28 protein-coding genes are annotated in these 25,456 nt (G+C 65.0%); 15 read left to right on the forward strand and 13 right to left on the reverse strand.

What is annotated here, in order from left to right; translation table 11 throughout:
* Positions 1-13 precede the first annotated feature (13 nt).
* From FGK64_RS12725 to FGK64_RS12750, 6 genes are read left to right on the forward strand one after another with little or no spacing between them, the layout of a single operon-like run.
* Complete coding sequence (locus tag FGK64_RS12725; protein ID WP_138864146.1) at positions 14-1,030, forward strand: porin family protein; 1,017 nt, start codon at positions 14-16, stop codon at positions 1,028-1,030.
* A 16-nt stretch (positions 1,031-1,046) separates the two neighbouring features.
* Entirely contained in the window at positions 1,047-1,322 is a 276-nt protein-coding gene (locus FGK64_RS12730; RefSeq protein ID WP_138864147.1) for a (2Fe-2S)-binding protein, read from the forward strand.
* A complete protein-coding gene (gene bfr, locus FGK64_RS12735) occupies positions 1,289-1,774 on the forward strand; it encodes a bacterioferritin (protein WP_138864148.1) in 486 nt (161 codons plus the stop codon). Before FGK64_RS12730 ends, bfr begins: the two co-directional genes overlap by 34 nt.
* A complete protein-coding gene (locus tag FGK64_RS12740; protein WP_138864149.1) occupies positions 1,746-3,302 on the forward strand; it encodes a di-heme oxidoreductase family protein in 1,557 nt (518 codons plus the stop codon). Before bfr ends, FGK64_RS12740 begins: the two co-directional genes overlap by 29 nt.
* Positions 3,303-3,304: 2 nt before the next feature.
* Positions 3,305-4,312, forward strand: a complete 1,008-nt coding sequence (locus tag FGK64_RS12745) for an imelysin family protein (protein WP_246057749.1) — start codon at positions 3,305-3,307, stop codon at positions 4,310-4,312.
* A gap of 3 nt (positions 4,313-4,315) precedes the next feature.
* Complete coding sequence (locus tag FGK64_RS12750; protein WP_138864150.1) at positions 4,316-5,398, forward strand: DUF1513 domain-containing protein; 1,083 nt, start codon at positions 4,316-4,318, stop codon at positions 5,396-5,398.
* A 98-nt stretch (positions 5,399-5,496) separates the two neighbouring features.
* Here the strand turns inward: FGK64_RS12750 and FGK64_RS12755 are convergent, their stop codons facing one another.
* The 10 genes from FGK64_RS12755 to FGK64_RS12800 all read right to left on the reverse strand — a co-directional run bounded on the left by FGK64_RS12755 (position 5,497) and on the right by FGK64_RS12800 (position 13,658).
* Positions 5,497-6,663, reverse strand: coding sequence for a tetratricopeptide repeat protein (locus FGK64_RS12755; protein WP_138864151.1), 1,167 nt, complete (start codon positions 6,661-6,663; stop codon positions 5,497-5,499).
* Positions 6,660-7,124 carry an OmpA family protein gene (locus tag FGK64_RS12760; RefSeq protein WP_246057750.1) on the reverse strand — a complete coding sequence of 155 codons (465 nt, stop codon included), beginning with the start codon at positions 7,122-7,124 and terminating at the stop codon, positions 6,660-6,662. The genes FGK64_RS12755 and FGK64_RS12760 overlap by 4 nt, the downstream gene beginning before the upstream one ends.
* Positions 7,125-7,183: 59 nt before the next feature.
* A complete protein-coding gene (locus FGK64_RS12765; RefSeq protein WP_138864152.1) occupies positions 7,184-8,473 on the reverse strand; it encodes a hypothetical protein in 1,290 nt (429 codons plus the stop codon).
* Between the two features lie 166 nt (positions 8,474-8,639).
* On the reverse strand, positions 8,640-8,996 hold the full coding sequence (locus tag FGK64_RS12770) for a PRC-barrel domain-containing protein (RefSeq protein ID WP_138864153.1): 357 nt from the start codon (positions 8,994-8,996) through the stop codon (positions 8,640-8,642).
* Positions 8,997-9,125: 129 nt separating this feature from the next.
* On the reverse strand, positions 9,126-9,524 hold the full coding sequence (locus FGK64_RS12775; RefSeq protein ID WP_138864154.1) for a rhodanese-like domain-containing protein: 399 nt from the start codon (positions 9,522-9,524) through the stop codon (positions 9,126-9,128).
* A 25-nt stretch (positions 9,525-9,549) separates the two neighbouring features.
* On the reverse strand, positions 9,550-10,941 hold the full coding sequence (locus tag FGK64_RS12780; RefSeq protein ID WP_138864155.1) for an amidase family protein: 1,392 nt from the start codon (positions 10,939-10,941) through the stop codon (positions 9,550-9,552).
* 67 nt (positions 10,942-11,008) lie between these two features.
* Positions 11,009-11,218: a hypothetical protein gene (locus tag FGK64_RS12785; protein WP_138864156.1), complete on the reverse strand. Its 210-nt coding sequence runs from the start codon at positions 11,216-11,218 to the stop codon at positions 11,009-11,011.
* A 111-nt stretch (positions 11,219-11,329) separates the two neighbouring features.
* Entirely contained in the window at positions 11,330-12,391 is a 1,062-nt protein-coding gene (locus FGK64_RS12790) for a methyltetrahydrofolate cobalamin methyltransferase (RefSeq protein WP_138864157.1), read from the reverse strand.
* On the reverse strand, positions 12,388-13,335 hold the full coding sequence (locus FGK64_RS12795) for a methylenetetrahydrofolate reductase (protein WP_138864323.1): 948 nt from the start codon (positions 13,333-13,335) through the stop codon (positions 12,388-12,390). The genes FGK64_RS12790 and FGK64_RS12795 overlap by 4 nt, the downstream gene beginning before the upstream one ends.
* Positions 13,336-13,361: 26 nt before the next feature.
* Complete coding sequence (locus tag FGK64_RS12800) at positions 13,362-13,658, reverse strand: virulence factor (protein ID WP_138864158.1); 297 nt, start codon at positions 13,656-13,658, stop codon at positions 13,362-13,364.
* A gap of 189 nt (positions 13,659-13,847) precedes the next feature.
* Between FGK64_RS12800 and FGK64_RS12805 the strand changes: the two genes are divergently transcribed.
* Together FGK64_RS12805 and FGK64_RS12810 are read left to right on the forward strand one after the other, a co-directional pair.
* Positions 13,848-14,960: a Ppx/GppA phosphatase family protein gene (locus tag FGK64_RS12805; RefSeq protein WP_138864159.1), complete on the forward strand. Its 1,113-nt coding sequence runs from the start codon at positions 13,848-13,850 to the stop codon at positions 14,958-14,960.
* Between the two features lie 140 nt (positions 14,961-15,100).
* Positions 15,101-15,805 (forward strand): RlmE family RNA methyltransferase, encoded by a 705-nt coding sequence (locus tag FGK64_RS12810; protein ID WP_138864160.1) that lies wholly within the window; start codon positions 15,101-15,103, stop codon positions 15,803-15,805.
* Here the strand turns inward: FGK64_RS12810 and FGK64_RS12815 are convergent.
* Positions 15,749-16,012 (reverse strand): hypothetical protein, encoded by a 264-nt coding sequence (locus tag FGK64_RS12815; RefSeq protein WP_138864161.1) that lies wholly within the window; start codon positions 16,010-16,012, stop codon positions 15,749-15,751. The genes FGK64_RS12810 and FGK64_RS12815 overlap by 57 nt on opposite strands.
* Positions 16,013-16,101: 89 nt before the next feature.
* Complete coding sequence (locus tag FGK64_RS12820) at positions 16,102-16,965, reverse strand: YihY/virulence factor BrkB family protein (RefSeq protein WP_138864162.1); 864 nt, start codon at positions 16,963-16,965, stop codon at positions 16,102-16,104.
* A 91-nt stretch (positions 16,966-17,056) separates the two neighbouring features.
* On the opposite strand from FGK64_RS12820, the gene FGK64_RS12825 reads away from it, so the two are divergent.
* On the forward strand, positions 17,057-18,190 hold the full coding sequence (locus tag FGK64_RS12825; RefSeq protein WP_138864163.1) for an acetoin utilization protein AcuC: 1,134 nt from the start codon (positions 17,057-17,059) through the stop codon (positions 18,188-18,190).
* Here FGK64_RS12825 and FGK64_RS12830 read toward each other — a convergent pair.
* A complete protein-coding gene (locus tag FGK64_RS12830) occupies positions 18,187-18,510 on the reverse strand; it encodes a hypothetical protein (protein ID WP_138864164.1) in 324 nt (107 codons plus the stop codon). The genes FGK64_RS12825 and FGK64_RS12830 overlap by 4 nt on opposite strands.
* A 160-nt stretch (positions 18,511-18,670) precedes the next feature.
* Here FGK64_RS12830 and FGK64_RS12835 point away from each other — a divergent pair, with 160 nt between their 5' ends.
* From FGK64_RS12835 to FGK64_RS12860, 6 genes are all read left to right on the forward strand, one after another.
* Positions 18,671-19,321, forward strand: coding sequence for an ABC transporter ATP-binding protein (locus tag FGK64_RS12835; RefSeq protein WP_138864165.1), 651 nt, complete (start codon positions 18,671-18,673; stop codon positions 19,319-19,321).
* The gene (locus tag FGK64_RS12840; RefSeq protein WP_138864166.1) at positions 19,318-21,729 is read left to right on the forward strand and encodes an ABC transporter permease; all 2,412 of its coding nucleotides are present in this window, start codon (positions 19,318-19,320) and stop codon (positions 21,727-21,729) included. The genes FGK64_RS12835 and FGK64_RS12840 overlap by 4 nt, the downstream gene beginning before the upstream one ends.
* Positions 21,719-22,792: a lipocalin-like domain-containing protein gene (locus tag FGK64_RS12845; RefSeq protein WP_138864167.1), complete on the forward strand. Its 1,074-nt coding sequence runs from the start codon at positions 21,719-21,721 to the stop codon at positions 22,790-22,792. The genes FGK64_RS12840 and FGK64_RS12845 overlap by 11 nt, the downstream gene beginning before the upstream one ends.
* Positions 22,793-22,991: 199 nt before the next feature.
* Positions 22,992-23,750: an N-acyl homoserine lactonase family protein gene (locus tag FGK64_RS12850; RefSeq protein ID WP_138864168.1), complete on the forward strand. Its 759-nt coding sequence runs from the start codon at positions 22,992-22,994 to the stop codon at positions 23,748-23,750.
* Positions 23,747-24,298 carry a DUF4329 domain-containing protein gene (locus FGK64_RS12855; protein WP_171054058.1) on the forward strand — a complete coding sequence of 184 codons (552 nt, stop codon included), beginning with the start codon at positions 23,747-23,749 and terminating at the stop codon, positions 24,296-24,298. The genes FGK64_RS12850 and FGK64_RS12855 overlap by 4 nt, the downstream gene beginning before the upstream one ends.
* Before the next feature lie 317 nt (positions 24,299-24,615).
* Positions 24,616-25,428: a hypothetical protein gene (locus tag FGK64_RS12860; protein WP_171054059.1), complete on the forward strand. Its 813-nt coding sequence runs from the start codon at positions 24,616-24,618 to the stop codon at positions 25,426-25,428.
* Positions 25,429-25,456 lie beyond the last annotated feature (28 nt).

The following is a 25,456-nucleotide window of genomic DNA, read 5'->3' on the forward strand; positions in this document are numbered from 1 at the left end:
AGACAAGACCTGAATGAAGACGATCACCTCCTCCCTGCTGTGCGCAACCGCGATCTGCGCCGGCCCAGCCGCGCTGGCGGCGCAAGAAACGCAGAGGTTCACTTGGGAAGGCACCATCGAGCTGGGCTATGACAGCGCCTATGACTCGGATGTTCCGGGCGCGGAAGTCAGCGATACCTACGCCACCATCGATTTTTCGGCCGAATACCGGTTCAGCGACCGAATCTCGGCCTTTGCCGCCATCACCGCCGAATCCGTCCGCCCGCTGGTGCAGGACCGGACGTTCGATGACATGGGCGCCTATATCTCGGAGCTGGGGCTGCGGTTCCACTTTGATCCGGTCGTGATCTCGCTGGGCAAGGTCGCACCGGCCTTTGGCACGGCGTGGGATGCGACGCCGGGCTTCTACGGCACCTCGATCGCCGAAGACTACGAAATGTTCGAAGCCATCGGCACCACCGTCGATGTCGATCTGGCCGAGGCCGGCACCCTGTCGCTGGCAGTGTTCTACGCCGATGACACGCGCCTGTCGGATAGCTTTGGCGCCCGTCGCGGACGCACCGTTGCCACCGCAGGTGGCGCGGGCAACACCGGCAAGCTGAACAACGTCGCGCTGCAATGGTCCAAAAGCTTTGACGCCACCACAGTCACGCTGGGCGCGCGCCACCTGAAAGCGGGCCAGGGCGACGTGAAGGACGAAACCGGCTATGTCGCCGGGGTCAGCCACGACTTTGCCAACGGTCTGTCGCTGCTGGCCGAAGTGGCGCATTTCGACGGCTTTGGCGGCACGGCCGACGATGCCGATTACGCCACGCTCGGCGCAAGCTATGGCATGGGCAACTGGACCTACTCGGCGTCTTACACCCAACGCGACATCACCAGCACCGGCAAGGACAAGTTCTATACGCTTGGGCTGGATTACACGTTCAAGAACGACATCACCCTCAGCGGCGGGCTGGCCCTGCTGGACGAGAGCGGTGCGAAAACACGTTCGGCCGGGGTGGCTGTGATCATCCCGCTGGGCGGCTGATCCGGGAGTAACCAGTATGATCGTCTGCCATTGCAAAAGCATTTCCGACAAGGACATCCACGCCGCCATCGACTGGATGCGCGCCGCGGACGCGCAGGCGATCATCACACCGGGCAAGGTTTACCGGGCACTTGGAAAATCGGCCGATTGCGGAGGTTGCATGCCGCTGTTCCTTGCCACCATGCGCACGAATGATAATGTCGAGGTTCCACCCCAACTCCGGCATCTGCGCGCCGGATCAACACAGGAATCACGCACATGCAAGGCGATCCCAAGGTTATCGAATACCTGAACCGGGCCATCCGATCCGAGCTGACAGCCGTCAACCAGTATTGGCTGCACTACCGCCTTCAGGAAGACTGGGGCCTTGGCAAGATGGCCAAGAAAAGCCGCGAGGAAAGCATCGAAGAGATGCACCACGCCGACAAGCTGATCCAGCGTGTCCTGTTCCTGGGTGGCCATCCGAACCTGCAAAAGCTGGACGCGCTGCGCATCGGGGAAACGCCGCGTGAAACGCTCGACGCCGATCTGGCGGCGGAAAAGGAAGCCTGTGACCTGTATCGCGAGGCGCGCGGCTACTGCAACGAAGTGAACGACTATGTGTCGATGAAGCTGTTCGAGGAACTGCTGGTTGACGAGGAAGGCCATATCGACTTTCTGGAAACCCAGATCGACCTGTTTGACCGCCTTGGTCCGGAGAAATATGCCCTTCTCAATGCTAACACGATGGACGAGGCCGAATAAGGCCATTGTTGCTGTGATTTTTGCCGCCGGTGTTCTGCCGGCGGCTGCCCAGGGGCCGCAAACTACCCCTTTCGCGGATGATCCGCATCTTTCCATCACCCCCCGTACCGTTGATGAATCCGCCCGCATCGCTGCGGCCGTAGCACCCACGCGCGATTTCACCCGCGCCGAACCGTTCGAGGTGAACCCCGGCGGCAAGGCGACCGTGCGGCGGCGTACCAATGCCGATGCGTTTTCCCAGCCCTCTGGCGGCATGGGGTTTGACCGCGAGCTTGATTTCAAGGTCGGCAACGGGCTGTTCCGCAAGATCTGGGTTTCGGCGCCCTCCTCCACCGTCGGGTCGGACGGGCTCGGTCCGCTGTATAATGCGCGCGGCTGCCAGAACTGCCACATCAAGGATGGGCGCGGCCATCCACCCGAGGGTCCGGAAGACACCGCCGTGTCGATGTTCCTGCGCATTTCCGTGCCCTCCGACCCGGGGGCCGAGGCGACCGAGATCACCGAGTTTCTCAGCACCGCGCCCGATCCGGTCTATGGCGGCCAGTTGCAGGATTTTGCGACGCCGGGCCAGAAGGCCGAGTACCGGCTGGGCATTACCTATGAAGACGTGCCCGTCGCGCTGTCCGGCGGCGAAATCGTCACGCTGCGCGCGCCCACCTACACGGCCGAGGATCTGCGCTATGGCCCGCTGCACCCCGACGCGATGCTGTCGCCCCGCGTGGCGCCGCAGATGATCGGACTGGGCCTGCTCGAGGCGATCCCGGCCGCTGATATTCTGGCGCTGGCCGATCCCGAGGATGCCGATGGCGATGGCATTTCGGGCCGCGCCAATATCGTCTGGTCGCATGAATTCGACCGCCCGATGCTGGGCCGCTTCGGGCTGAAGGCCGGGGCACCCACGGTGCGCGAACAATCCGCCGCCGCCTTTGCCGGGGATATCGGAATCTCAAACCCGCTGTTCCCGGATGACTTCGGTGAATGCACTGCCGAACAGGTGGCCTGCCGCGCCGCACCGGGCGGTGGCGACGCCGCACATGGCGGGTTCGAGATTGATGCCGAGGGGCTGGACCTTGTGACGTTTTACAGCCGCAATCTGGCCGTGCCCGAACGACCCGACGCAGGCGCGGCCGAGGTGCTACACGGCAAGAAGGTGTTTTATGACAGCGGCTGCACATCCTGCCACACGCCGAAATTCGTGACCCATCGGCTGAGCGATCAGCCGGAACAAAGTTTTCAGCTGGTCTGGCCCTATACCGACATGCTGCTGCACGACATGGGCGAAGGACTGGCCGACCACCGCCCCGAGGCCCGCGCGACGGGCCACGAATGGCGCACGCCGCCGCTGTGGGGCATCGGGTTGACCGCGCAGGTCAGCGGTGTTGAAACCTACCTTCACGATGGGCGCGCGCGCACCCTGCTCGAGGCGATCCTGTGGCACGGCGGAGAGGCCGAGCCCGCCCGCCAGCGCGTGATCGCCATGCCGCCTGCCGACCGTGCCGCCCTGATCGCCTTTCTGGAGAGCCTGTAACCATGTCATCCCCCGTCCCGTCCGTGCCGCGCCTGATCATGGCACCTCTGCTGGCGCTGGCGTTCACCGCCCCGGCGAACGCTGATGTGGCCGAAGTGGTCGACAGCCACATCCTGCCCGCGCTGACCGATTTTGCCGACGCCACCGAGCAGCTGGACAGCGCCGCACAGGCCGATTGCACGGCCAAGGCGCTGCGCCCGGCCTACCACACAGCTTTCGATGCCTGGGGCCCGCTGGCCGATCTGCGCCTTGGCCCGTCGGAAAACGGCGCGCTTTCGGTCGTGTTCTGGCCCGACGCGCGCGGGTTCACCCCCAAGGCGTTGCGCCAGATCCTCGGCTCGGACGATGCCGGCATGCTGACGCCCGAGGCGTTCAGCGACGCCTCGATCGCCGCGCGCGGGCTGATGGCGCTGGACATGATGCTGTATGATCCGGCCTTTGCCGACTACGGGCCTCAGGACCGCGCCTGCGCGCTGGTGCAGGCGATTTCCGCCGATCTGGCGCGGCAGGCGGTTGCGCTGGAGACCGGCTGGGATGCCTTCGCGCCAAAGCTGCGCGCCCCCGGCGGTGATGGCAATGCCCAGTTTCAGGACGCCTCCGAGGCGCTGCGCGCGATCTATACCCAGATCACCGCCTCGCTGGAATTCACCGCCGACACGCGGCTGGGGGGGCCTCTGGGCACCTTCGACCGCCCCCGCCCGCGCCGGGCCGAGGCCTGGCGGTCGCAGCGCAGCCTGCCGAATGTGCTGAACGTTGCCCGCGCCGCCCATGCGATGGCGCAGGCGCTGGCCGATCATCCCTTGCCGGAAACCGATGAAGCACTCGAGGCGGTCGAGCGCGCAGGCGCCGCTATCGCCGACCCGTCGTTCCAGAACATCACCGACCTGCAGGCGCGGCTGAAGGTCGAGGTGCTGCAACAGGCGGTGCGCGCGCTGAAGCTGTCGATCACCACCGAGGTGGGGGCCGAATTGGGCATTTCCGCCGGGTTCAACGCACAGGACGGGGATTAGGCCATGACCTCGCGCCGCGCCTTCCTGGCCACGCTGCTGGCCGCCGGGGCCGCCCCCCGGCTGGGCTGGGCCGACGTGGGTCAACCCGCCTATCTGGCGGCCGCGCGTGAACCCGATGGCGGTTTTGCCCTGTTCGGGCTGGATGAGGCGGGGGCGGACATGTTTCGAGTCCCCCTGCCCGCGCGCGGCCATGCCGGCGCGGCGCATCCCACCCGGGCCGAGGCCGTGGCCTTTGCCCGCCGCCCGGGCCGCTTTGCGCTGGTGGTTGACTGTGCCAGCGGCACGGTGCGCCATAACCTGACGCCCCCCGAGGGGCTCAATTTCAACGGGCATGGGGCGTTCTCTCCCGATGGTGCGGTGCTGTTCACCTCGGAACAGATGGCCGACACGAGTGCCGGGCGCATCGGCATGTGGGATGTGCGCGGCGGCTATCGCCGGATCGGCGCGGTCGACAGTGGCGGGATCGGGCCTCATGACCTGCGCCTTATGCCGGATGGACTCAAGCTGGTCATCGCAAACGGCGGCATCGCCACCGACCCGGCCACGCGGGACAAGCTGAACCTTACCACTATGCGGCCCAACCTGACGTATCTGACGTTAGAGGGCGCTTTGGCCGAGCAACTCGATCCGCTGGCCGGGCTGCACCAGAACTCGATCCGTCACCTTGCCCTGGGCGCGGATGGAACGGTGGGCGTGGCGATGCAATGGCAGGGCGAAGACGGCGCCGCGCCGCCGCTGATTGCACTTCACCGCCCCGGGCGCGCGGCGTTGGAGCCGGCCGAAGCCCCATTGGAGGATGAATTGACCATGAAAGGCTACGCCGGAAGCATCGCTATTTCAGGCGCGGGCAGCGAGGTGGCAATAACCTCTCCGAAAGGCGGACGTATTCATCGCTTTGCCGTCGAAGATGGGGCCTTTCTCGGCCACGTGGCGCGCGCAGATGTTTGCGGACTGGCGCCTGCGCGCACCGGGTTTGTGGCCAGTGACGGGCACGGCGGGCTGATCGCGCTGGAGGGCGACCGCACCCGCCCGCTGGCGCGGCAGGATCGCAACTGGGACAATCATCTGGTTGCGCTGAGGGGCTGACCCGGGCGCGTACAGATTGGCTGCAAAGGTGCGACGGGGGCTCTGCCCCCCTCCGCTGCGCGGAGTCCCCCGGGATATTTGGCCCCCAAAGAAGTGGTTCATTGTGTTTCGTCGCCACCGGACGATAGGGCGACGATAATTTCGCCCGGTAGCGTGCTGCCATTTTCGAGTTGCCGCAGGCGGATTCCGGCAGATGAAGGCAGCGTGGATGCCACACGCGCGGCAAGGGCCTTGTCGGCGGCGTAGCTGTATCCGATCTCGGTTCCTGTAACGCTCCCGGAGGCAGAAACCGTGCCCGGGCGGACCCAATAGCCCGCGCGGCGCAGGTCCTCGGCGAGAAGCCCAACGAAGGCAGCCGCCTCGGGGATTGGAGGTGCGGCAATGCGGACTCGGCCCCGCGGCAGGGTTGTCCCGGCCCTGCCCTGCCATGGTGCCGCCGTATAATCGGTGCCAGAGTCGTCAAATGCCAGCACCCGCCAGAGCACCTGCGGATCGGGTGCTGTGTAGTCGGCGATCGCGCCGGTTCCCGGTGTCACCACCAGCGCAAGAGGTTCGGCATACCCCTGTGCCGCGTCGGGTATCGCGACCACTTCGACCCCATAGCGCGCGGCGCCTGCCCCGGACCAGACCAGTTCGATCCGGCCCGCTGATTGCGCCTGAAATATCACGTCGGGGCGATCTCCGACCACTGTAGCTGTCGCGCCGTCAAGCCGCGCAAGCTGAGCTTGCGAGGCGGGCAGCGTTGCGGCACGCGAGAACCAGTAGCGCGCGGCCTTGGGGTCGGCAGAGCCTGTGGTTTTGCCCGAGCCATTCGCCGGGTCGTCGGCTGCGAGCATCAGGGCGGTGTTGTATTGCGCGCGCGCGTGCCCTCGCAGTGCCGCCCGGGTATACCAGACCAGCGCCGCACGCGAATCCCGGGATACACCAATGCCGGAGTCAAGCATGACGCCCACATTGAACTGCGCCTCGGCCAACCCGTCGGACCCGGCATCCAGATACCATTGGAATGCGCGGGCGTGATCCCGAGGCTGGCCAAGGCCCTGATCGGCCATCAAGCCCAAAGCCAGCTTGGCCTGCGATGACCCGCGCGCCGCCGCGATCTGCCACAGGCGGGCCGCACCTGCGTAGTCTTTCTGGTCAAACAGCTGCTGGGCTGCATCGGGACCGGCTTCCACAGGTGCAGCGCCGTCTTGCGCCCGGGCGGGTGCGGCACCGTTGGCAAGCTGTGCCAACAGCAGCAGGGCCAGCGCGATGTATCGCATCATCGCCAGCTGATTTCGACGACCCGGTTGCCCTCTTCCGGGACGCCCGGTTCGGTTGGAATCCGCAATTCACTGTTGCCTCGGCCCAGCACCTGAAGACGCGTTACGGGGATGCCACGTGCCACAAGACCGTCTGCCACACTGGAGGCACGACGCAGGGAAAGGTCAAGGTTTTCCAAGGGATCGCCCACAGTATCGGCACCTCCGGAAACGACCATCACCAATGGGTTACCATCCCGAAAGGTACGCGCGGCAAGATCAAGGGTAGCCGCCTGATCGGCCTGCACGCGGGAACTGCCGCTGGTGAAATAAACTTTGAGCGAATTGCTCTCTGGTTCGGCGACTTGATCGGACACTTGGTCAGATGGCTGGGCGGCAGATGATTGCGCCGCGCCTGCGGTTGGCGCCAAACCGGCGAGGACGATGGACGCGCCCATCGCGATAAACTTCAATCCCTGTGTCATACGTCGAAATTCCCCCACTCTAAAGCCCGATATACCGGGCAGATCGCGCCGGAACCGGATCAAGCCCCTCCCGGCAATAAAATATCGAGACGCGGCGTTTCGGGCCGCGGACGATACCATGTCAGATCAACGACAGTGCCGCCGAACATTCCCGCGACCTGACGGGCGGTATCGGCCTGAGCAGCATCGTAATAGCGGACTTGCCCTTGCGACGCCGCGATAGGCGCATATCGCTCGCGCAGACTGTTGGCGCCGGCCAAAGCCAAGGCGGCACGCAGTGCCTCGCCATTCGGCGCGTTCAGATGTGCCGTGTGCACGACCACATCCAGCCCCGCCAGACCGGTCAGCCCGGATGCGTCGCATCCAAGGCAGATTGGCATCTGGTCCGATGATGGCAGATGCATTTCCCCGGGCGCTGTCGCGTGAAAATCTGTACGGGCCGTGTCCTCTGCGATCCACGCCTGCTGCGATGCAATGCTTGGCGATGCAATGCTTGGCGCGATGGGAACCAGCCTGGGCGACGTGGGAAACACAGGCATCGCCACGCGGGTGCTCCGTGTCGGAACCCTCTCGTCAATCAGGGCGGGATCTTCCGACAGCAGCGCAGGAACGCGCCGAACGGGCCCTGCCGACGATGCAATGGGCGCATCTGGACCGGCCTGCACGTCACCCGGAGCGAGCATGGCCGACGATGGTTGCGGCGCGCGCGCCACAACTGCAGGCACCACCGGGCGAACGGCGCTTGTCTCGTCGGATGAGGGGGCCACTGCGGGCTCGGCTCTGGTCAGAACAATGATGGCCCCGGCACCTAGCATCGCCAGCGCAAGCACAAGCGCCGCGAAGATGGGCCATCGGCGCCGAGGCGTGCCCTGAGCCGCCGCAAATCCCGTGCTGAGGGGTTTCGAGATTGGGCGCGCCTGCGCGACAGACGCTTTGCGATCCGACACCGGATCAAGCACCGTTCCGTCCGGACCTGTTTGGTCAGTCTCGGGTTCGGCGTCATAGGTCGCAGGGTCAGACCGGGCGGCAAATTGCGAAATCAGCTCTGCACGGCGCTCGCGCACGGTTTTGCGGGCCTGCTCTGGGTTGTCGGCGTTCAGCGTGATCAGCTGGGCAAGCTCGACGGGATCATTCTGGGCCGTGCCCTTCTCTTCCGGTTCGGCTTCGCGCTCCCAGGGCTTGCGCACGGGCAGCACCCGCCGCTCCGGAGCATCGCCGAGTGTTACCGTCCGCGCCTCACGCGCCAAGCGCAGGCGCTCGGACCAGCTGAGCGTTCTGTCGAGATAGCCGGCCTCCCTTGTGTCCTCATTCGAGGCTGCAAGCGAGACGTGCCGTTTCACATTGCCCATCTGGGCCACCATCACCAATCAACACACCAATACCCAAACAGTATAGCGCAATTGCGCGAAAAGTCAGCACGGACGCGGAAATGTGAAAGGCCGCGCCCGGTCAGGCGCGGCCTTTGTTCAATATTGTCCTGCGCTTCAGGGATGCCCCCCTGCCAGCAGGGACCACCTAGATCCAGTAATAGGGCATTGCGTAGTGATCGTGCACGCGCTGTTCCCAGTCGCGATCATGCTGCCAGTTGGTGTCGCGTGTCGGGGCGCGTTCCAGCTGATCCTGCGTGATCCCGGTGACATAACCCTCTTTCGAGGTGTCGTATTTCAGCGCATCCCACGGCACTGGATGTTGCGTTTCGCCAAGTCCGAGGAAGCCGCCGAAATGCATCACGGCATAAGCCACCTTTCCTGACTTCTTGTCGATCATCACGTGGTCGATATGGCCAACCTTGTCGCCGTCATTGCCATAAACGTTGGTTCCGTCCACGTCAGCCGAGGACACCAGAGCGGATGTGTATTCCATCGTCGTCATCGTTTTCTCCTCCGTTACGGATTGGTTTCCGTTACGCGAACAAAACGTCTGAACCCGATCCAATGTTCCGGTTTCGTTTGACTGCGGCAAGCGCCTGCAAGCCAGTTTCCGCCGAGCCGGGTGCGGCAGTCAGCCAACATCTTCCACGGGCGCTCCCGCTGCCTGCCATTCGCTGAATCCGCCTGCCAGATGGGCAACCGGCGTCAGGCCCATGTCTTGCGCCACCCGTGCCGACAGGGCCGAGCGCCACGCGCTTGCGCAGTAGAAGACATAGGTTTTGTCCTGGTTGAACACCGGCTTGTGATACGGGCTGTCCGGGTCGATCCAGAATTCCAGCATTCCGCGCGGGCAGGAAAACGCACCGGGGATCTTGCCTTCGCGCTTCAACTCGCGCGGGTCGCGCAGATCGACGATGACGTGATCGGGCGAGCCAAGCAGCGCGCGCAAGGTATCAACGCTGATCGTCTCGACAACAGTATTGGCCTCGGCCACCATGTCTTTGACATGTCGGGTAATTGTTTGGGGCATTTATTTTGATCCGTTACGTTTCGTATCACTTCGGGTCGGCGACCGTGGGCAGGCCACAAGCCGCTTCAATCACCGCTCCCGCGCGGAACAGGACATCTTCGCGGAAGCGGTCTGCGATCAGCTGCACCCCGCAAGGCGCGTCACCGGCCATGCCGGTCGATACGGCCAGCCCGGGCATGCCCAGCGTCGGCAGCGCGCGCTGGATCAACTGCGCCTCCATCACCCGGTCGAAATCGGCCTCGGACCGGATGTCGAGATCCTGTTCAAAGGGCAGCATCCCGGAACTGGGGCACAGCACCACAGGATAATCCGCCAGAAAGCGTGCCCAATCGCGTTGGACGCCAACACGCGCGCGCAGCGCCTCCATCAATGCGGGCAGATCCATTTCGGGCGAATCCGCCGTCATCCGGGCAAAAACGAACTGCGCGGCGGCATCCCCTTCGCGGGCAATCATGTCGGTGGTGTACCGTGCCTCTGCCATCCAGAGCTGGGCGTTGATGTCAGCCGCCTTGCGGAATCCGGGCCCGCTCACGGTATCCACGTGCCAGCCTGCCGCACGCAGGGCCGCCGCCGCGCGATCCAGCGCTTCGGTCACCTCAGGTGCAACAGGCATACCATCGGGCGCTGCGATCAGCCCAACGCGCCGCGGCAACGCGCCTGCCTCCAGCGGAGCGGGCACCCACCACGGATCTTCGGTGCTGCCGACCGCCATGGCCGTCAGCGCCATGCGCGTATCGGCCACCGAGCGGGCGATCGGACCCGACACCGCCATCAGCTGTGCCCCAAGCAACCGATCCGGCCCCGAGGCATTGCGCGCGGGCACACGCCCCAGCGTGGGCCGTATCCCCTGCAACCCGCAGGCATAGGCCGGATAGCGGATCGACCCGGCGATATCGGTGCCATGTGCGATGGCACACATCCCCGCCGCCACGGCCGAGGCCGCCCCACCTGACGATCCGCCCGGCGTCAGCGCCGCGTTGCGCGGATTCAACGTGCGACCATGCAGCCCGTTTTCGGTGAACCAGCGCATCGAAAACGCGGGCGTATTGGTGCGCCCCACGATCACCGCGCCCGCCGCGCGCAGGTTGGCGACGACGGGGCTGTCGCTTTGGGCCATCAGGTCACGTTGCAGGGTCAGCCCGTTGGTGGTAGCGCAGCCCGCCTGATCGACGTTGACCTTGATCGTCACCGGCACACCCGCCAGCGGCCCCGGGTCATCGCCCCGCGCCAACGCTGCATCCACCGCTTCGGCCGCTTGCAAGGCCGCGTCCGGGTCGTGCTGGACGATGGCGTTCAACCCCGGGTTCACGGCCTCGATCCGGTCAAGATGGTCGCGCGCCACGCGCGCCGCCGTTACCTCGCCCGCGCGGACCTGCGCGGCAATATCGACCGCCTGCCACCTGAAACTGTCTGTCATGCGCCTCCCCCTGACGATATCGACAGGTTGGCCGCAATTGGGCGCATGTTCAATGGCCTTCGCGCGCCTAGCCTGCGGTCATCGTGGCAAGAATGTCGTCGCGTGCCTCGGTCAACCGCACCCGATAGCGGCGCAGCGCCTTGCAGGCGAATTTGTTGTGCCGTGCCGCGTTGGTTTTTGGGTCTTTGCGCGCGTCCGCTTCAAGATCGGTGATGCAGGTATCGACTTCTTCGATTTCCTTGATGATCTCGGCCAGGTCCTTTGCCGTATCCGTCATGCCAATTGCCCTTCGTGCCAAATCAGGCCGAAACCGGCCCTGCCGTGAAAAAAATCCGCCGCGCCCGGTAGGGTGCGGCGGATCAAGTCTAGGGTCAAAGGCGCGATGCGATCAAGCCCGGCGGCGCCGACTGCCGGCCCGGCCGCCCCGGCCACGTCCCTCTTCGCCGTCTTTCGCAGGCGGCTTGTTAAAGCGGATCCATTCCCCACCATGCGGGTCGTTGTTGGTCAGGAAGTTGGCGGCGCGGATGGCCTCCATCTCCTTGCCCGCGCGGGATTTGGTAGAACCAAGGCCGAACAGCGTGACAAAGGTTTCGTCATCCATGCCCTCGGGCAGCACGATCCCGGCGGCTTCGATCTCGGCTTTCTTCTCGGCGATGGCCTTTTGCGTCACGGGCAGCGCGACCGGGTTCATGATCGCGCTGGTCATGCCCGCGCCCATCGCCATCGGCAGGAAGGCATTGTTGATCCCGTGGCGGTTGGGCAGGCCAAAGCTGATGTTCGAGGCGCCGCAGGTCGTGTTCACGCCCAGCTCGTCGCGCAGTCGGCGCACCAGCGTGAACACCTGCAACCCGGCGGTGCCCATCGCGCCCACCGGCATCACCAGCGGATCGACCACGATGTCATGCGCGGGAATGCCGAAATCGGCGGCGCGCTCCACAATCTTCTTGGCAACGGCGAACCGCACGTCCGGGTCTTCGGAAATGCCGGTGTCGTCGTTCGAAATCGCCACAACCGGCACGTTGTATTTCTTGACCAGCGGCAGCACCAGTTCGAGCCGGTCTTCCTCGCCCGTGACCGAGTTCAGCAGCGGGCGGCCCTGGCACACCTCCAGCCCGGCTTCCAGCGCGCCGGGAACCGAACTGTCGATGCACAGCGGCACATCGACCAGCCCCTGCACCAGCTCAACGATCTGGCGCATCAGCGGCGGTTCGGTCTCGTTGGGGTTGGGGTTCGAGTTATAGACCACGCCCGCGTTGATATCGAGCACGGTCGCCCCGGCGGCAACCTGCGCCAGCGCGTCCTTTTCCACGGTCGAGAAATCGCCCGCTTCCAGCTCGGCCGCCAGTTTCTTGCGGCCCGTCGGGTTGATCCGCTCGCCGATCACGCAGAACGGCTGGTCAAAGCCGATGATGGCGGTCTTGGTCTTGGATTCAAGGATCGTACGGGTCATGCCTTGGCCTTTTCTGCGGTGATGTCTGCCGGGCGGGCCGCGTTGCCGCCATTTTCGATGGCCCAGTTGGCATTGGTCTTGATGCCGCCCAAGGGGAAGAAGTGGACGTTCTCGATGTTGAAATCGGGGTGCGCCGCCTTGTGCGCGGCCAGCTTGGCGATCACCTCGGTCGGCTCGTACGGCAGCAGCAGTTTCGACACGTCCATTGCGCGCTTTTGCAGCACCTTCAGCGAGGGGCCGACGCCGCAGGCGATGGCGAACTTGATCAGCGTCTGAAGCTTGGCCGGACCGGCGATGCCGATGTGCACCGGAATGTCGATGCCCGCCTCGCGCAGGCTGTCGGCCCAGGCGATGATCGGATCGGCGTCAAACGCGAACTGCGTCGCCAGCGCCATCTGCGCGTCCGAGCTGTCGCGGAACCGCTGTTTCCAGCGCAGCGCGTCGGTCACGTTGGCCATGCCGCCATCGGGGTCGATGTCGCGGTTGCCTTCGGGGTGGCCGGCGACATGCAGGCGCGTGAACCCGGCATCGCCGAACAGCCCGGTTTCCAGCAGCTGCATCGAGCTGTCGAAGTCGCCATGCGGCTCCGACACGCCACCCGCCAGCACCAGCGCCTGGCGCACGTCGGCCTCGCCCTGGTAGCGCGCGATCCAGTCGCCCAGCATCGCCTTGTCACGGATGATGCGCGCGGGGAAATGCGGCATCACCTGGAACCCGTCGGACGAGAGCCGCTTGGCCGTCGCCACCATATCCTCGATCGGCGTGCCGTCGATATGGGCGATGTACACGCGCGTGCCTTCCGGCAGCAGGGCGCGGAAATCCTCGACCTTCTCGGCAGTGCGCGGCATCACCTCGATCGAATAGCCCTGCAGAAAGGCCTCGACCTCGGCACTGGCGCCACGCGGCGCGGCGGCCTCGCGTTTTCTGAAATTCAAAAGTGCCATCGCGGCCTCCCAGTATCTGCGCAGGCTCATGCCCGCCCGTCGGTGTCGATCAGCGCCTTCAGGCGCGCGGTGTCGTATTCAGCCTCAAGCCGCGCCACTTCGGCTTCGGCAATCTCCTCCGGCGCGCCATCCATCTCGACCGGATCGCCCTTGCGCCACTCGGCCAGATAGGCATCGCTGTCCTTGGCCCCCCCCTTCATCGCGGCTCGGTCGATGGCCTGTTCAAACCGTTCGGCCAGCACCCGTTTTGTGCCGCGCCGGCCCTTGCCCACGATCACCTGGGCCGGGATATCGCGCCAATAAACAATCGTGACTTCGGGCATGTGCTGATTCCTTCGCGCCGCCGCGCCTTTGCGCCTGTTTACGGCACGCGCGCGCCCCGCCGCTGCCTGTTTTCGACACAACCGCCGATAACAGCGACGTGGGGTGACCCCGCGACGCGACGCAACACCTTGCGGCATGGGCACAACGCTCCTATTGTCAAAGTAACTCGAAATCGGAGGGCGTGACCAATGGCGCCCAAGCGTCCCACTGGTGCGGGCGCGTTCCCGAAAGCGGTCGAAAGCCCCGCGCCTGAACGTCCGGATCCAGCCGAGCTTTATGCCGCGCTGGATCTTGGCACCAATAGCTGTCGTATGCTTGTCGCCCAGCCCAAGGGCAGCGGCTTTCATGTGGTGGACAGCTTCTCCAAATCGGTGCAACTCGGCGCCGGTCTGGAACACAGCGGCCGGTTGTCGCGCACCTCGATGGCGCGCACGATCCAGGCGCTCCGCATCTGTCAGCAGAAGCTGAAGCGCAATCAGGTGTCGCGGATGCGCCTTGTCGCAACCGAAGCCTGCCGGCGTGCCCATAACTCACGCGATTTCATCCGCCAGGTGCGGCTGGAAACCGGCCTGCGCCTTGAAGTCATCGAACCCGAGGAAGAAGCCCGGCTTGCGGTGATCTCCTGCGCGCCGCTGGTCAGCACCAAGACCGAACAGCTGCTGGTGGTCGACATCGGCGGCGGCTCGACCGAACTGGTCTGGATCGATCTGTCCTCGGTGCCCCACCGCGACCGGCCCCGCGCCATCATGCGGCTGCACGCCGGGTTCCACCCGCCCGCCAGCCCGTTTCCCTCGGCCCGCGTGGTCGACTGGATCTCGGTGCCGCTGGGCGTGGCCACCCTGCGCGACCAATTTTCTGACGTCACCGACGATGCCGCGCGCTTTGCCCTGATGAGCTGGTTTTTCGAGGAAAACCTTGCCGATTTTGCGCCCTACAAGGACGAGCAACTGCGCGAGGGGTTCCAGATTGTCGGCACCTCGGGCACCGTGACCACCGTGGCGGCCAGCCACCTTGGCCTGAAACGGTATGATCGCACCAAGGTTGACGGGCTGCGCATGACATCCGACCAGATCGACCGCGTGATCCGCCGCTACCTTGCGCTTGGTCCCGCCGGACGGCGCCGCGATCCGCGCATCGGCGAAGATCGTCAGGCACTGATCATGTCGGGTGCCGCGATCCTTCAGGCGCTGCTGCGCTGCTGGCCGACCGATCGGCTCTCGGTCGCAGATCGCGGCCTGCGCGAAGGCCTGTTGTACGCGCAGATGAGCGCAGATGGCGTCCTGGAAGACGGGCCCTTCTAGCCCCCGCATCTCTTTGGGGCCAAATATCCCCGCCGGAGGCTCCCCGCCTTCGGCGCAATGCCCCCTTCCGCGACAGCGCGCACCCTTGCCGGGCAGGCCCGCAGCCGCTAAGAAAACCCCTTGCAGCAACGGGCATAACGATGACCAAGAACACATCCGGGCGCGGACAGCGCGATCTCAAGGTCAAGGTCAAGACAGCGCGCGGGCGCAAGCTGTCCTCGACCCGTTGGCTGCAACGTCAGTTGAACGACCCTTATGTGCGTCGCGCGCAGGCCGAAGGCTATCGCGGGCGCGCTGCCTTCAAGATCCTCGAGTTGGACGACAAGTTCCGCTTTCTTGTGCCGGGCGCCCGCGTCGTCGATCTGGGCTGCGCGCCGGGCGGCTGGCTGCAGGTGGCCGTGAAACGCATCAACGCCCTTGGCGAACGCACCGACAAGAAGGTGGGCCATATCATTGGCGTCGATCTGCAAGAGGTCGAGCCGATAGCGGGTGCGGACATCTACCAGCTCGACTTCATGGCCGACGACGCCGACCTTCAGGTGAAAGAGTGGCTTGGTGGCCGCGCCGACGTTGTGATGTCGGATATGGCCGCCGCGTCATCGGGCCACAAGCAGACGGATCACCTGCGCATCATCGCGCTATGCGAAGCCGCGGCCTATCTGGCTTTTGACGTGCTGGACGAAGGCGGAACCTTTGTCGCCAAGGTTCTGGCCGGCGGGGCCGAAGGAGAATTGCAGAAGCTGCTGAAGCAGAAGTTCACCAAGGTCGCGAACGTCAAGCCGCCCGCCTCACGCGCGGACAGCTCGGAAAAATTCGTTGTGGCAACGGGCTTTCGCGGCGCCTGATATCGTCCCTTGCACGGGTCCCTGCGTCGCCCATGTGGGGCGGCCCCAGCTGGCGATCGCACGCTCCAGAAATGCATGACTGTCCTGCGCGTCCTGCTGCGGGTTTTCTGGTTTTTTCGAACGATGCGCGGCCTGACGCGACAATCCTTGCTGGCGCAGCAATTCAAACAGCGCCCCATGTGACTGGCGTGTGGTCTGGGTGGTCATGGGCGTTTCTCCTGCGGTTCGTTATCCACAGGATGGTGCGGGATTTCGCCACGGCGATGGCCCGATTGCGGCCAAGGCAAGGAATTACATCAGCGTTTCGAAGGTCCGCGCAGTAATGCGCCGTTGAATTCCGCCCCGAAAATCAGGATCACCGCGATCAGATACAGGAAGATCAGCGCCGCCATCGCCCCGGCCAGCCCCGCATAGGTCGCGTTGTAATCCGCGAAATAGGCTATGTAGAGCGAGAACCCCCATACCGCCGCGATCCACAGCGCGATGGTCAGCCCAACCCCGGGCCACACATCGACAAAACGATGCCGCAACCCAGGCAGCCAGATATGGCAGGCTGACACGGCAAAGGTCAGAAACGTCAGCGTCACCACGAATTTCAGGGAATCGTTGTTCAGCAAATTGCTGAACCGGTTCTCGACCGGGTCCGGCACCACCTCGGCGATATAGCGAAAGTATGCAGGCAGCCCCACGCCCACAGTCAACCCGACGATGATCAGCCCGCCGCCCACCAGGACAAACACCACAGCCACGAACCGCGTTTTCCAGAACGGACGCGGGTCGTAATCACGATAGGCCGAACTGATTGCGATGCGCACCGCATCTACCCCGTTCGAGGCGAAATACAGCGCCACCAGCCCACCGAGGGTCATCAGGCTGGTGCTGTCGGTTTTCACCACCGCGCGAATCTCGGCCACGATGGGGGCGGCGATATCGTCGGGCCAGACGCCAAAGATGATCTGGATCAGGTCATCGATTTCAACTTCGCCGGTCATCGCGCCCGCCAGCGCGACGACAAAGAGGATAAAGGGAAACACCGCCAGCATCACCGACATGGCGACGTGACTTGCCATGACAAAACCGTTGTTGCGATTCATCCGGCCAATGGCCGCCCACAGCGCCCGGGCCCATGTCAGGGGGAATGTCTCAACCGGGTCGCTCATGTCCCCGCTATAACGTGCCCCTGCCCTCCATACCATCCCACAGTCGGCAGGGATTGCGCCGCCGCGCTTTTGCGGCCACGGTCGGCGCATCATGCTTGCCCCGTCCCCCGGTGGCCCGCTGTTTCTGGGCCACGACATCTATCGCAATTCGACCTACGGCAGCCGCCATCCGCTGGCGATTCCGCGCGTGCCGTCGGTGATTGATCTGTGCCGCACCCTGGGGTGGCTCCCGCAATCGGCCTATCGCACCAGCCCCCGCGCGCGGCCCGCCGCGCTGCAGGCCTTTCACACGCCAGCCTATGTCGCCGCGTTGCAGGCGGCCGAGGCCACGCAATCCGTCAGCGACGACATTCGCCAGCAGCACGGGCTGGGCACCCTGTCGAACCCGGTCTACCCTGAAATGTTTCGCCGCCCTGCCACCTCTGCCGGAGGGGCGCTTCTGGCGGCCGAACTGGTCGCCCATGGCGGCACCGTGTTCCACCCCGCGGGCGGCACGCACCACGGGTTGCCCGACCGGGCCAACGGCTTCTGTTTCCTGAACGATCCGGTTCTGGCGATCCTGGCCCTGCGCCGCCTGGGCGTGGATCGCGTGGCCTATGTGGATATCGACGCACATCATTGTGACGGCGTGGCCCATGCCTTTGCGGAAGTACCCGAGGTGCTGATGGTGTCCACCCACGAAGCCGACCGCTGGCCGTTTACCGGCACGCTGTCCGAACGCCTGTGCGGCAACGCGCTGAACCTGCCGTTGGAGCGGAGCGCGGGCGATGGCGATGCCGCAATGGCGCTGGATTCTCTGATCCTGCCAGTGGTCCAGGCGCATCGCCCCGGCGCCATCGTGTTGCAATGCGGATCCGATGCGGTAGCAGAAGACCCGCTTTCGCGGCTGGAATGGACGAATGCCGCCCATCGCCGCACCGTGGCCGCGCTGATGGGCCTTGGCATCCCGATGCTGGTGACCGGCGGGGGCGGCTATAACCCGTGGTCGGTGGCGCGCTGTTGGAGCGGCATCTGGGCCGTGATCTCTGGGCGGGAAATCCCCGACAGGCTCGATCCATCGGCGCAGGCCGTGTTGCGGGGACTGACATGGCACCGCCGCGCCGGACAGCGCCCGCCTGAGCATTGGTATACCACTCTGGCGGACCCGCCCGGCGCACCCGGCATTCTTGACAGCACGCGCGCCAGCGTGGCCGCCCTGCGCGCGCATCTGAAAGCGGTAATCTAGCCGCGCGCCATGCAATCGGCCAAGGCGCGTTCATATTTCTTGGCCTTGGCGGCCTCGCGCCGTTCCACGCTGTAGGATCCGGCGAAGGGCGGCGAAGCGGGGCTTGTCGCGCCCCGGCTGCGGCCCACCCCAATCGCCACGGATCCGCCGATCCGCGCAGTAAATGGGCCGATATTGAAGCTGGGGATCCGGCCACCGTAATAACCGCTGACCTCACGCGCGCGGTTATCGCATCGGTCGCGCAGGGTATCTGCCCGGGGCGCGCCTGTGCTTGCCAGCACCGCCGCAAGGGCGGTTACAATCATCATGGCGTGGCGCATGCGGCGTTCCTTTTTTACCTGGGGCACGCCAGAGATAGGCGCACGGGCACGTCCTGCCAACCCGCGCGGCCCAATGCGGCGGCATCGCGCCACAGGCCAAGCGGTGGACATTCACCGGCGCGCCCTATGATATGCCGGAACCACGAATTGAGGGCCGCGCGTGCAACTGCAAATCGACCAGATCACCAAGACCTACCCCGGCGCCCCTGCCCCTGTTCTGCAAGACGTTTCGCTGACGCTGGACGCTGGCGCCACTCTGGCGTTGACCGGTGAAAGCGGTAGCGGCAAAAGCACGCTGCTGCATCTGACCGGGGCACTCGACACCTTTGACAGCGGAGACATCCGGCTGGGCAAGACCGCCTATTCCACCCTCACCGAGGCACAGCGCGCCGATCTTCGTCGCACCCAAGTTGCTTTGGTGTTTCAGCAATTCAACCTTGTCGGATCAATGACCGTGGCGGCCAACCTGCGCTTTCACGCCCGTCTTGCCGGGCGGGACGATCCGGCGTTTGCCGATGATCTGGCGCACAAGCTGGGGCTCGAGGCGCTGGGGCACGCCTACCCCGAACAACTGTCGGGCGGGCAACAGCAGCGTGTCGCCATCGGCCGGGCGCTCGCGATGCGACCCGCGCTGCTGCTGGCGGATGAACCCACCGGCAATCTTGACGAAGCGACGGGCGACGCGGTGCTTGATCTGATGCTGGACCTCGTGCACGACAGCGGCTGCGCGCTGCTGCTCGTCACCCATTCGACCCGGATCGCGGCACGGCTGGACGCGCGGTTGCACCTGTCGCGCGGGCGGCTGAAATGAGAGGCGCCGCCTGGTCGGCGCTGTTCCGCCACTGGCGGCGGCAACCGCTGCAACTGCTGGTGCTGGTGATCGGGCTGTCGCTGGCGACCGGCCTGTGGTCGGCGGTTCAGGCGATCAATGAACAGGCGCGGGCCAGTTATGATCGCGCCACCGCGCAAAGCACGCTGGCCTTTCGCGAAACGCTGCGTGCGCCCTCGGGGGTTATCCCGTTGCAGACATACATCGCGTTGCGCCGTGCCGGGTGGCAGATTTCGCCGGTTCTGGAAGGGCGCTATCGGCTGGGCGATACATGGGTCACGCTGCGGGGCGTCGACCTGACCAGCTATCCGCTGCTACCGGCCGACCGGGACTCCACAACCGAAACCACCGATCTGTACGCGGCGATGATCGCCCCCGGACAACTGTTCACCGATCTCCAAACAGCGGCGTTGACAGGCGAAACACCCGGCCTGCCTCCCATTGTGGGCAGCACCGATATTACCGCCGGCACCGCGCTGACCGATATCGCGGTGGCCGCGCGGCTGCTACAGGCGCCGGACAGGCTAAGCTATCTGATGGTGCTGCGCGACCAGCCTATGGGGCTGCCGCCGATTGCCGAAATCGCGCCGGACCTGATTGCCGAGCCCGCTGATCCGGGTGCCGATGCCGCGCGTTTGACCGACAGCTTTCACCTGAACCTCACCGCCTTCGGGTTGCTGTCATTCGCCGTGGGGCTGTTCATCGTGCACGGCACCGTTGGGCTGGCGTTTCAACAACGCCGCGCGATGTTTCGGACCCTGCGCGCGCTGGGGCTGCCCTTGCGCACGCTGGTTGCGCTGGTGATGGGGGAACTGCTTGTGATTGCGCTGGTGTCCGGCGTGCTTGGGCTGATCCTTGGGTATGGCATCGCAGCGGCCCTTTTGCCCAATGTCGCGGCCACGCTGCGCGGTCTGTACGGCGCGAGTGTTGACGGTGGGCTGGTGCTGCGCCCGGCCTGGGCGGCGGCGGGACTGGCGATGGCGCTGGTGGGGACCGCAATTGCCGGGGCGCAGGGGGTCTGGCGGCTGTATCGTCTGCCGCTGCTTGCCGCCCCCGGCGTGCAGGCATGGAGCGCGGCACAGGGGCGTGGGGCGCAGATCGCGGCGGGGTTTGGCGTGGCTTTGGCCCTGGCCGGCGTTGCGTTGCATGTGTCCCTGCCGGGACTGATCGGAGGTTTCGCGCTGCTGGGTGGGTTGCTGTTGGGCGCGGCCCTGGCGCTGCCGCTGTTGCTGGGTACCGTGCTGACGCTGCTGGCGCGGTTGCTTAGTGGCCCGGTGGCCGATTGGGTCTGGGCCGATCTGCGCGCCCAACTGCCCGGTCTGTCACTGGCTCTGATGGCGCTGCTACTGGCGCTGGCGACCAACATCGGTGTCGGAACGATGGAGTCGAGCTTTCGCACCACCTTTACCGGCTGGCTCGATCAACGGCTGGCCTCCGAGTTGTACGTTACGGCCCGCACCACGGACCAGGGGGACGAGATCGAGCAATGGCTGCGCCCGCGCGCCCGCGCCATTCTGCCGATCCGGTCGGTCCCCGCACAGCTGAATGGGCGGCCCGGCGCGATCTATGGGGTTGTCGACGACCCGACCTATCGCGACAACTGGCCCCTGATTGCCGCCCAAGCCAACGTTTGGGACGTGGTGGCGCAGGGCCAGGGCGCGCTGATCAACGAACAACTGGCCCGGCGCGCGAACCTGTGGCCGGGCGACCGCGTCACGCTGATGCCGGACTGGGCGCTGCCGGTGGCCGGAGTCTATTCCGACTATGGCAACCCGAAACCCCAGGCGATGGTGTCTCTGCCCGCCCTGCTGGCCCGCGCGCCCGAAATCGAAAACCGACGCTTCGGCATTCGCATCGCGCCCGATCAGGCCGCCACATTGGCAGAGGACCTGCGCCGCGAATTCCAGCTCAGTTCCATCGATCTGGTGGATCAGGCGCAACTCAAGGCACGCTCGGTCGCGGTGTTTGAAAACACATTCGTCGTCACCGGGGCGTTGAATGTGTTGACCCTTGGCGTGGCGGGGTTTGCCATTCTGACCAGCCTGTTGACCCTCTGGACCCAGCGTTTGCCGCAGGTGGCGCCTGTCTGGGCGCTGGGCCTGTCGCGGGCGCGGCTGGCGCGGCTTGATCTGCTGCGCAGCCTGGTTCTGGCCGGGGTGACCGGTTTTCTCGCGCTGCCCCTGGGGCTGATTCTGGCATGGATCCTGCTGAACCGGATCAACACCGCCGCCTTTGGCTGGCAATTGCCGATGTTCCTGTTTCCTGCCGACTGGATCCGCCTGTGGCTGCTGGCACTGGCCGCCGGTGCACTGGCGGGCGCCCTGCCCGCCCGGCGTCTGCGGCGCGTGCCGCCTGCCGAACTGCTGAAAGTCTTTGCCAATGAACGCTAGCCTTGCCGCAATTCTGCTTTGGCTGACCCCGCTCGCCTGTACCGCGCAGGGCTTTGCCGGGTTGGGCACCACCGCGGACGGGTTCACCACGCCGCACCCCGAAACCGCGCTGGACTTTCCCGCCGACCACGGCGCGCATCCCGATTTCCGGATCGAGTGGTGGTATCTGACCGCCACGCTGCACGGCGACGACGGGCAGGACTATGGCGTCCAATGGACGTTGTTCCGGTCGGCCCTTCGGCCCGAACGCGATGACCTGCAAACCGGATGGGACAGCCCGCAAATCTGGATGGGACATGCCGCGCTGACCTCGGCCCGGTTTCATCATATGGCCGAGCGATTGGCCCGCGGCGGCATCGGTCAAGCCGGGGTTTCCGCCACCCCCTTCTCGGCCCGTATCGACGACTGGACCATGGCCAGCCCAGATCCCGAAGGCATCGACCGGCTGACCCTGACCGCGCGTGGCGACGCCTTTGTCTATGATCTGTCGCTGGAGGCTCAAGGCCCGCTGGTCCGCCACGGGGCAGATGGCTATTCCGTCAAATCGCGCGAAGGCCAGGCCAGTTACTATTACAGCCAGCCCGCCTATAAAGTGACAGGCACGATTGCAACCGATGCAGGCGAAGTGCCTGTCACAGGTCAGGGCTGGCTGGATCGGGAATGGTCCTCGCAACCTCTGGCCGAAGGGCAAACCGGTTGGGACTGGTTCTCGTTGAGTTTTGACAGCGGCGCGCGGTTGATGGCCTTCCGGCTGCGCGATGGCGACGCTGGCTTTACTTCGGCCACGTGGATCGGGCCCGACGGCAGCGTGACCCCCTATGGCGACGGTGCCGTCGCCCTGACCCCACTTGCGACCAGCGAGGTGGCCGGCCGGACGATCCCGACGCGCTGGCAGGTCACCATGCGTGCCCGTGATCTGGACGTGACCGTTTCCGCCCTGAATTCGCAGGCGTGGATGGACACATCCTTTGCCTATTGGGAGGGCCCGGTTGGGGTTTCAGGCAGCCATGACGGGCGCGGCTATCTGGAGATGACGGGATACGAACAAACCATTGCAAAGTGACCTTATTGTTGCAAAAGTGAAAACAAAACTCAATAAACAGCCCCATTCCCCCACTCCGATGCAGCATAAGGACAGGGCCGCGACAGTCCGAACGCTTAACCCAACTGAACCATCGGCAAAGAAGCAACGCGAGGGGCGCGGTAGAATTGTGAAGCGCGCCCTCTCGTTATAGAACGAGACTGTCGAAGAGGAGACCCGCATGCCCTTTGCCCCGCCCGTCACCGGCCGTCCGCTGCGGCTCTACGTGCTCGATTACGGACTGTTTCGTGTTCATTCCGGGCCGCGCGATGTTGGGATCCAAGGGTATCTGATTTCAACCGATGCGGATGAACACATTCTGATCGACACCGGGTTTCCCCAGAAATACGCCGACGATGCAAATGCCGCCACGGCCGAGGACAAACTGGGCAGCTTTGGCAAGGTGCTGGAGTGCACCAACGAGAACATGCCCGCCGCGCAGCTGGCCCGGGCCGGGCTCGATCTGGAGGATATCACCCTGATGATCCAGACCCACACCCATATCGACCACGTCGGCCATATGGATGCCTGCCCGCAGGCTCCGATCCTGATCGCCGCTGACGAACGCGCTCTTGCAAGACCGCTTTACTGGGGCAAGGTGCAGCCGATGACCTGGCCCGACCGCGAGTATCTACTGGTCGAGGACGATTGCGAGATCGGCCCCGGTTTGCAGGTGCTGTTCGTGCCCGGCCATGCGCCGGGCCAGATTGCAATAATGGTGGAGCTGCCCGATACCGGACCTGTTCTGCTGACATCGGATGCGATTTCGCGCCCGACCGAGTTCGACGACCGCTTTGCGGGATCATGGGACGCGCCACTGGCGCTTTACCATGCGAAACGTCTGATACGGCTGGCTGAAGAGCGGGATGCCAAGGTGATCTATGGCCATTGCCCCGAGCAGTGGAAAACCCTGGCCAAAGCGCCCGAGTTCCTGAGTTGAGCCGCGTCCCTTCGGCATGGGTGGCGGCGATCGCGCTGGCCGCCGGGCTGACCTGTTCGCCGGGTAAGGAGCTGAGGGCGCAGGATGCCACGGAATCCGAGATTGCGCGCACCTTGCTGGCCAGCCTTCAGGCGGAATCCTTTGAGCGCAACCGCGAGATCTGCGGCAAGATCGGACTCACGCGCGATGGCACCTTTGTCGTATCAAGGCCCCACGTTGGAGGCCGCAACGGTTGCTGGCCCCGACGTCCGGGCGGCGCGCGTCGGGTGACGGCCAGCTATCACACCCATGGCGGGTTCGATCCCGGGACCGACAGTGAATTGCCCTCGCCACAGGATGTCTATTCGGACATGCATTCGGGCACCAACGGCTATGTCGCCACGCCGGGCGGTCGGTTCTGGTATATCGATGGCACCAGCGGATCTGTCTATCAGCTCTGCGCCCCCGGCTGCCTGCCCAGCGACCCGCGTTTCATGCCCGGGCTCTTCGGCGAGATACGCGCGTTTTATACGCTGGAGCAACTCGAGCAACGGCTGGCCGGGTTCTAGAACGCCAGCTTCGCTGTGCTTTTTGCACGTTCAGGGGCCAAAGGGGGCGCTGCCCCCGTCCCCGCGGGATTGCCCCGGGATATATATGCCTTAAAGAGTCCGGAACGGTGTCCACCGCGTCCAAACGCCCCCACAGAACACACGGCAAGCGGGTTTATGCCGATCAAAACTCCACAATGACGTGCAGGCCCCTCTATTGTCGCCAGTTCGCGAACCCTGCGCCGCCTTTTGGCAGCAATGACATTGCGATACGGCCCATAGGCGCCTAGCATACTTGCCATTAAAACCAGAGTATTCCCGCTTTTTAGGGCGACCACATGTTGACAGGACCAATGCCAATTCTCGGGCGATATGTCATAGCGCGTGGCCTGCTGGTCGCAGCCTGCCTGATGTCGGGTGGCGCGGCGCAGGCGGGCGACCCGCCGTTCAGCTCCACCGCCGACACGGTTTTCGACATCATCCGCGCCGAAGACACTTCGGATTTTCTGTGCCTCGACTATCAGGGGCGCGAGCGGCGGCAGATGTGGGACAAACGGCGCGACGATGAGGACGATTACGACACCTTCCTGTTTCGCGCCTATTTCAGCGCGGGCCCCGCAATCGACATTATCCTGAACCCGGAATTCGGCACCGAAGAGGACGCCCGCGCCGAGGCGATGCGCTATACCGGCGGCCTTGGGCGGCTGCCGCTGATCCTGCGCGAAGGGATCGCCCAGTTCGGTATTCACAAGGGGGACAGATCGTTCCACGGCGGGCCCGGCAAGATTTTCATGTATCAGGACAAGGCCAGCCTGCGCATCGCCCAGAACAAGCTGGAGGAATCCATTCTGCATGAGGCGGTCCATGCCTCGATCGACGCGCGCTGGCGCGACGATCCCGCGTGGCGGGCCGCCCAAGACGCCGACCCCGGCTTTGTCACCCGCTATGCCGCCGACAACCCCGAACGCGAGGACCTGGCGGAATCCATCCTGTTCGCGCTGGCCCTTCTGCGCCACCCCGGGCGTATTCCGCCGGTGGACAGTGCCGACATCCTGCGCGTGATGCCAAACCGGATCGATGTTGTCGAAACCATCCTTGAAACGCCCGGCACGGTTGCGCAGGCCCCGTTACCGCCGGATACTTGCCGCTAGGTGACGCGGGACACAGTCCGAATCACGG

This window comes from Arenibacterium halophilum, from assembly GCF_005938225.1.
GTDB classification, from domain to species: Bacteria; Pseudomonadota; Alphaproteobacteria; order Rhodobacterales; family Rhodobacteraceae; genus Arenibacterium; species Arenibacterium halophilum.

Coding starts and splice junctions, on each gene's coding strand:
- FGK64_RS12840 (WP_138864166.1), top strand. CDS start 19,318: ATGAGAGGCGCCGCCTGGTCGGCGCTGTTCCGCCACTGGCGGCGGCAA.
- bfr (WP_138864148.1), top strand. CDS start 1,289: ATGCAAGGCGATCCCAAGGTTATCGAATACCTGAACCGGGCCATCCGA.
- FGK64_RS12845 (WP_138864167.1), top strand. CDS start 21,719: ATGAACGCTAGCCTTGCCGCAATTCTGCTTTGGCTGACCCCGCTCGCC.
- FGK64_RS12730 (WP_138864147.1), top strand. CDS start 1,047: ATGATCGTCTGCCATTGCAAAAGCATTTCCGACAAGGACATCCACGCC.
- FGK64_RS12745 (WP_246057749.1), top strand. CDS start 3,305: ATGTCATCCCCCGTCCCGTCCGTGCCGCGCCTGATCATGGCACCTCTG.
- FGK64_RS12810 (WP_138864160.1), top strand. CDS start 15,101: ATGACCAAGAACACATCCGGGCGCGGACAGCGCGATCTCAAGGTCAAG.
- FGK64_RS12770 (WP_138864153.1), bottom strand. CDS start 8,996: ATGACGACGATGGAATACACATCCGCTCTGGTGTCCTCGGCTGACGTG.
- FGK64_RS12860 (WP_171054059.1), top strand. CDS start 24,616: ATGTTGACAGGACCAATGCCAATTCTCGGGCGATATGTCATAGCGCGT.
- FGK64_RS12750 (WP_138864150.1), top strand. CDS start 4,316: ATGACCTCGCGCCGCGCCTTCCTGGCCACGCTGCTGGCCGCCGGGGCC.
- FGK64_RS12765 (WP_138864152.1), bottom strand. CDS start 8,473: ATGGGCAATGTGAAACGGCACGTCTCGCTTGCAGCCTCGAATGAGGAC.
- FGK64_RS12805 (WP_138864159.1), top strand. CDS start 13,848: ATGGCGCCCAAGCGTCCCACTGGTGCGGGCGCGTTCCCGAAAGCGGTC.
- FGK64_RS12775 (WP_138864154.1), bottom strand. CDS start 9,524: ATGCCCCAAACAATTACCCGACATGTCAAAGACATGGTGGCCGAGGCC.
- FGK64_RS12760 (WP_246057750.1), bottom strand. CDS start 7,124: ATGACACAGGGATTGAAGTTTATCGCGATGGGCGCGTCCATCGTCCTC.
- FGK64_RS12780 (WP_138864155.1), bottom strand. CDS start 10,941: ATGACAGACAGTTTCAGGTGGCAGGCGGTCGATATTGCCGCGCAGGTC.
- FGK64_RS12790 (WP_138864157.1), bottom strand. CDS start 12,391: ATGACCCGTACGATCCTTGAATCCAAGACCAAGACCGCCATCATCGGC.
- FGK64_RS12815 (WP_138864161.1), bottom strand. CDS start 16,012: ATGACCACCCAGACCACACGCCAGTCACATGGGGCGCTGTTTGAATTG.
- FGK64_RS12795 (WP_138864323.1), bottom strand. CDS start 13,335: ATGGCACTTTTGAATTTCAGAAAACGCGAGGCCGCCGCGCCGCGTGGC.
- FGK64_RS12820 (WP_138864162.1), bottom strand. CDS start 16,965: ATGAGCGACCCGGTTGAGACATTCCCCCTGACATGGGCCCGGGCGCTG.
- FGK64_RS12755 (WP_138864151.1), bottom strand. CDS start 6,663: ATGATGCGATACATCGCGCTGGCCCTGCTGCTGTTGGCACAGCTTGCC.
- FGK64_RS12800 (WP_138864158.1), bottom strand. CDS start 13,658: ATGCCCGAAGTCACGATTGTTTATTGGCGCGATATCCCGGCCCAGGTG.
- FGK64_RS12740 (WP_138864149.1), top strand. CDS start 1,746: ATGCTAACACGATGGACGAGGCCGAATAAGGCCATTGTTGCTGTGATT.
- FGK64_RS12830 (WP_138864164.1), bottom strand. CDS start 18,510: ATGCGCCACGCCATGATGATTGTAACCGCCCTTGCGGCGGTGCTGGCA.
- FGK64_RS12825 (WP_138864163.1), top strand. CDS start 17,057: ATGCTTGCCCCGTCCCCCGGTGGCCCGCTGTTTCTGGGCCACGACATC.
- FGK64_RS12785 (WP_138864156.1), bottom strand. CDS start 11,218: ATGACGGATACGGCAAAGGACCTGGCCGAGATCATCAAGGAAATCGAA.
- FGK64_RS12850 (WP_138864168.1), top strand. CDS start 22,992: ATGCCCTTTGCCCCGCCCGTCACCGGCCGTCCGCTGCGGCTCTACGTG.
- FGK64_RS12725 (WP_138864146.1), top strand. CDS start 14: ATGAAGACGATCACCTCCTCCCTGCTGTGCGCAACCGCGATCTGCGCC.